At 65.5% G+C, this 5,288-nt stretch carries 5 protein-coding genes and 1 pseudogene; 3 read left to right on the top strand and 3 right to left on the bottom strand.

Features of this window, described 5'->3' with window-relative positions:
- The 3 genes and pseudogenes from U1E69_RS00900 to U1E69_RS00895 form a co-directional block, all read right to left on the bottom strand.
- Positions 1-726: glutathionylspermidine synthase family protein (locus tag U1E69_RS00900; protein ID WP_322242129.1), on the bottom strand; the 726-nt coding region annotated here is incomplete at its 3' end.
- A gap of 3 nt (positions 727-729) precedes the next feature.
- Positions 730-930 (bottom strand): hypothetical protein, encoded by a 201-nt coding sequence (locus U1E69_RS22565; protein WP_416200243.1) that lies wholly within the window; start codon positions 928-930, stop codon positions 730-732.
- Between the two features lie 46 nt (positions 931-976).
- Positions 977-2,602 (bottom strand): annotated as a pseudogene (locus U1E69_RS00895) (4Fe-4S dicluster domain-containing protein); the annotation flags it as partial.
- 273 nt (positions 2,603-2,875) lie between these two features.
- On the opposite strand from U1E69_RS00895, the gene greA reads away from it, so the two are divergent.
- From greA to U1E69_RS00880, 3 genes are all read left to right on the top strand, one after another.
- On the top strand, positions 2,876-3,346 hold the full coding sequence (gene greA, locus U1E69_RS00890) for a transcription elongation factor GreA (RefSeq protein WP_322242128.1): 471 nt from the start codon (positions 2,876-2,878) through the stop codon (positions 3,344-3,346).
- Positions 3,347-3,361: 15 nt separating this feature from the next.
- Positions 3,362-4,390, top strand: coding sequence for a hypothetical protein (locus tag U1E69_RS00885; RefSeq protein ID WP_322242127.1), 1,029 nt, complete (start codon positions 3,362-3,364; stop codon positions 4,388-4,390).
- A 147-nt stretch (positions 4,391-4,537) separates the two neighbouring features.
- On the top strand, positions 4,538-5,188 hold the full coding sequence (locus U1E69_RS00880; RefSeq protein ID WP_322242125.1) for a peroxiredoxin: 651 nt from the start codon (positions 4,538-4,540) through the stop codon (positions 5,186-5,188).
- The last annotated feature ends 100 nt before the right edge of the window (positions 5,189-5,288 follow it).

Below are 5,288 nucleotides of genomic sequence, written 5' to 3'. Positions count from 1 at the left end.
GTCGTCGCGCAGCATCTGCTCCCACGGATAGAGCTTGAACATCGCCTGGATCAGCCAGTTCTCGTCGTCGACGAAGCGGCCGTCGGCGTTGAGCCCGATCTGGTCGATGGCGACGAATTTCGGGTCCAGCCCCGCCTGCCGGGCCAGATCCTCGAGGACGCGCACGGTCTGACGGTCCTCGACGAACTCGGGGTCCGACGAGAAATGCACGAAGCCGCCCTCGGGGAAGATGGCCCGAAACCGGTCGATCAGCTTCTCATGCAGGCTGTTGAACTGGTCGGCGTCGGCGGGCAGGACGCCGGCGGCGATCTGGTCCTCCAGCCACAGCCATTGGAACACCGCCGTCTCATAGATGCTGGTCGGGGTGTCGGCGTTGTATTCGTAGAGCTTGGCCGGACCCGCGCCGTCATAGGCGAAGTCGAACCGGCCATAGAGGGACGGCTCCTGCCGTTTCCAGCTGTCGGCGACATAGTCCCGCATCGGCTCGGGAATATCGAGCTGTTCCATCAGGCGCTCCGACTGGACCGCCTCATTGACGAGGTCCAGGCAGAGGCCGTGCAGTTCGGCGGTCGGCGCCTCGATCCCGTCCTCGATCTCGGCCAGCGAGAAGGCGTAGGCGGCCGTCTCGTCCCAATAGGGTTTGCCGTCAGTGTGGCGCCAGGTGAAGCCGAGTTCCTCGGCCTTGGCGTCCCAGTCGGTTCGGGGTTCGAGGCGCAGACGCTCCATGGTTCAGGCCGGGTCCTTGTCGGGGGTCGCCACGCCTGGAGTAGATTGGCCGATGCGCGGCGTGACCACGGTCACGTCCGGCTGGCTGAGGCGAGCCAGAACGTCGTCGGCCGAAGAATGACCGGGCAGGATGCCGGCCTCGCGCAGCTTGGCGTCCAGATCGGCGCCGGTGCGGCGGTCTTCCAGGGCCTGGCTGGCGTTCAGTTTTTCTTCCTGGATGGCCTGGCGTTGCTTGATGCGTTGCAGGCTGTCCGCCGCCGCCCATCGGCGTGGTCCAGACGATGTTCTGGCTGGGGTCCTTGATGTCGCAGGTCTTGCAGTGGACGCAGTTCTGGAAGTTGATCCGGAACGTCGCGTCCTGGCCTTCGCCCAGCACCTCGTAGACCCCCGCCGGGCAGTACCGCTGCGCGGGTTCGGCGTATTTCGGCAGGTTGACCGAGATCGGGATCGAGGGGTCCTTCAGCACCAGATGCGCGGGCTGCGCCTCGTCGTGGTTGGTAAAGCTGAAGGCGACGTTGGTCAGCCGGTCGAACGACAGCTTCCCGTCGGGTTTGGGATAGTCGATCGGCTTGTGGTCCTTGGCAAGGCCCGTCGCGGCGGCGTCGGATTTGCCGTGACGCAACGTGCCAAAGGCGGTCAGGCCGATGGTGTTCAGCCACATGTCCACGCCCCCGCCCATCAGGCTGGCAACGAGGCCGTACTTCGACCACAAGGGCTTTACGTTGCGGACCTTCTTCAGGTCGCGGCCGATGGCACCCTGGCGGACGTCGGTTTCGTAAGCCGCGAGTTCGTCCCCGGCGCGGCCTGCGGTGATCGCGGCATGGGCGGCCTCGGCTGCGGCCTTGCCCGAAAGCATGGCGTTGTGGTTGCCCTTGATGCGGGGGACGTTCACCAGACCCGCAGAGCAACCCAGCAGCGCCACACCCGGGGCGACCATCTTCGGGATCGACTGCCAGCCTCCCTCGCTGATCGCGCGGGCGCCGTAAGCCACGCGTTTGCCGCCCTTCAGAAGCTCGGCCACCATCGGGTGGTGCTTGAAGCGCTGGAATTCCATGTAGGGGTAGAGATGGGGGTTTTCGTAGTTCAGGTGGACGACGAAGCCGACATAGACCTGATTGTTCTCAAGGTGATAGATGAAGGACCCGCCGCCTGCGTTCTTGCCCAGGGGCCAACCCATCGTGTGGGTGACGGTGCCCTCGCGGTGCTTGGCGGGGTCGATCTCCCAGATTTCCTTCATGCCAAGGCCGAATTTCTGCGGGCAGTGGCCTTTGGAGAGGTCGTATTTGGCGATCACCTGCTTGGCCAGGCTGCCGCGGACACCTTCGGACAGGAAGACATACTTGCCGCGCAGTTCCATCCCCGGTTCGTAGGACGGACCCGGCTCGCGGGTCTCAGCGTCACGGCCGAACTCGCCGGCGACGACGCCGACGACGGTGTCACCCTCGAACACCAGTTCGCTGCAGGCCATGCCGGGGAAGATCTCGACGCCCAGCCCTTCGGCCACACCGGCCATCCAGCGGCACACATTGGCCATCGAGACGATGTAGTTGCCGTGGTTCGACATCAGCGGCGGCATCGGCCAGTTCGGGATGCGGATCTGGCCGGCGGGGCCAAGGAAGTAGAAGTTGTCCTCGCGCACCGGCGTCTTGATCGGCGCGCCCATGTTGCGCCAGTCCGGCAGCAGGGCGTCCAGGCCCGAGGGGTCCAGCACCGCGCCGGACAGGATATGCGCGCCGACCTCCGAGCCCTTTTCCAGCACGACGACCGACCGCTCGGGGTCCAGCTGCTTGAGGCGGATCGCCGCCGACAGGCCCGCAGGCCCCGCGCCGACGATCACGACGTCATAATCCATCTTTTCGCGCTGAATGGTGGTCATCGCTTGTCCTTCCCGGCCACACCCGGTCCTGAAACACTGGCTTTTCGCGGCTTCCCTGTTGCCGCAGCGGGGCCGCAAGGTCAACACTGACGCAACATCACGCCACAGGCGCATCGCGACGTGAAACTTTCTGTCTTCCGGGCGACGCCCTGTTGCGCAGGCGCGGCATGACCCCTTGCATTTAGGCACTCCATCGGGTGTGGTGAAGCGGAATTGTCCGAAGTCATGGGTCGCACCCCGGCCCGTGGCTTCTTCTTTTACTGTGGAATGCCGATGGAAAAGATCCCGATGACCCGGCGCGGTTTCGATGCGCTGGATGCCGAGTTGAAGCAGCTGAAGACGGTGGACCGTCCGGCGATCATCCGGGATATCGCGGAGGCTCGCGAACACGGCGACCTGTCGGAGAACGCCGAATACCATGCGGCCCGCGAAAAACAGGGTTTCATCGAAGGCCGCATCAAAGAGCTTGAGGGCGTCCTGTCGCTGGCCGACGTGATCGACCCGAGCAAATTCTCCGGCTCGATCAAGTTCGGCGCGACTGTCACCCTGGCCGATGAGGACAACGACGAGGAAAAGACCTACCAGATCGTCGGCGAGGTCGAGGCCGATATCGAGAATGGGCTTCTCAACCTGCGCTCGCCCCTGGCCCGTGCCCTGATCGGCAAGGAAGAAGGCGACAGCGTGGACGTGAAGACTCCGGGTGGGAGCCGATCCTACGAAGTCCTGTCGATCCGCTATCTCTGATCAGGGGATGCCCTGGTGAAACCGCCGGTGAAGGATCTGCCAAAAGGGGACGCTGGCCTGGGCCTGGGTCCTTTGGCGCAGCTGAACGATCCGCCCCGCCGCGGGATGGAGATCGCGGGCGTCGGGCTGAGCCTGGTCTGGGTCCTTCTGATCCTGGTCTATGTGCTGGTGACGCCCCCGGGCAGCGAGACGCGGACGCTGGGTCTGGTGATGACCCTTCTGATGGTGTTCCTGCCCATCGCGCTGATCTGGGCCGTGGTCATCACCCTGCGGTCGATCCGTGAGCTGCGGGCCGAGGCCGCGCGGTTGCAGGCCACGGTCGATGCGATGCGGTCCAGCTATGTGCAGGCGCAGGGCAACGGGATGAAGTCTTCGGTGGAACGGAAGATCGACGAGATCGCCGCCTCGACCAAACAGGCCGAGACGGTGCTGGCGACCTTCACTTCGCGCCGCGACACCTCGCTTACTGTGCCATCGGCGGACCGGAAGGCCGCGCTGGTGTCGCCCCGGGCCGAGCCTATGGCCGAGGAGCCGACGCTGGCGCTTGGCACCCCGGCCGAGGATTTCCGGCCGCCCCTGCTGGTCGCCGATTTCATCCGCGCGCTGCAGTTCCCCGAGACGCCCGAGGACAAGGAGGGCTTTCGCGCTCTGCGCCTGGCGCTGGAGGACCGGACCTCGTCCAAGCTGATCCGGGCGGCGCAGGACGTGCTGACGCTGCTTAGCCAGGACGGCATCTACATGGATGACCTGCAGCCCGATCTGTGCCACCCCGAGTTGTGGCGCCGGTTTTCCGGCGGCGAGCGCGGCCGGTCGATCGCGGCGCTGGGCGGCATCCGGGACCGGACCTCGCTGGCGCTGACCGCTTCGCGGATGAAGACGGACCCGGTGTTCCGCGACGCGGCGCACCATTTCCTGCGGACCTTCGACAAGACCTTCGCGGCGTTCGAGCCCAACGCAACCGACGCCGAGCTTGCCGATCTGGCCGATACCCGCACCGCGCGCGCCTTCATGCTGTTCGGGCGGGTGACGGGGACGTTCGACTAGGCCTGCGGGCAGAACGTTCGGTTTGTCCTGGCGGGTTCAGGCGGAACGGCTTTCCTTTTTGACCGCGATATGATGCAGGGGGATGAAACCTTGTTCCGATGGGCATATGTTTGCGGCCAGACAGGATTCCAACCCGAGAGGTTCAAAATGGCCGTCCGCATCAATGACATCGCCCCCGACTTCACCGCCGAGTCCACGGCCGGGACGATCCACTTTCACGACTGGCTGGGGGACAGCTACGGAATCATCTTCAGCCATCCGCGCGACTTTACCCCGGTCTGCACCACCGAATTCGCCGCCGTCGCCCAACTGGCGGCCGAGTGGGCCAAGCGCAAGACCAAGGTCATCGGCGTGTCGGTGGACGGTGTCTCTGACCACGAAAAGTGGAAGCGCGACATCGAGGCGTTCGGCGGTGCCCCGGCCGATTTCCCGATCATCGACGACACCAGCCTGACGGTGGCCAAGGCCTATGACATGCTGCCGGCCGAGTTCTACCTGCCGACCGAAGGCCGCACGCCGGCCCATTCGGCGACGGTGCGGACGGTCTACATCATCGGGCCGGACAAGAAGGTGCGCCTGACCATGACCTATCCGATGAGCGTGGGCCGCAACTTCGCCGAGATCCTGCGCGCGCTGGACGCGGTGCAGAAGACCGACGGCGTGCCGCTGGCCACCCCCGCGAACTGGGTGCCGGGCCAGGACGTGATCGTGGCGCTGGCGTTGAACAACGACCAGGCCAAGGAACGTTTCGGCGAGCTGGACATCAAGCTGCCCTACCTGCGCTTCGCCAAGGCCTGAGCCTGCGGATAGGCTGACCCCCAGACCCTCGCCGCTTCGCGCGCGAGGGTCTTTTGTTCTGCACGGGCCAGTCGGTCGCGCGCGGCCCTGGCGCAGCCGG

Source organism: Tabrizicola sp. (assembly GCF_034366665.1).
Taxonomy (GTDB): domain Bacteria; phylum Pseudomonadota; class Alphaproteobacteria; order Rhodobacterales; family Rhodobacteraceae; genus Tabrizicola.
The sequence above is the reverse complement of the archived record's forward strand: the minus strand, read 5'-3'. Positions and strand labels throughout refer to the sequence as shown.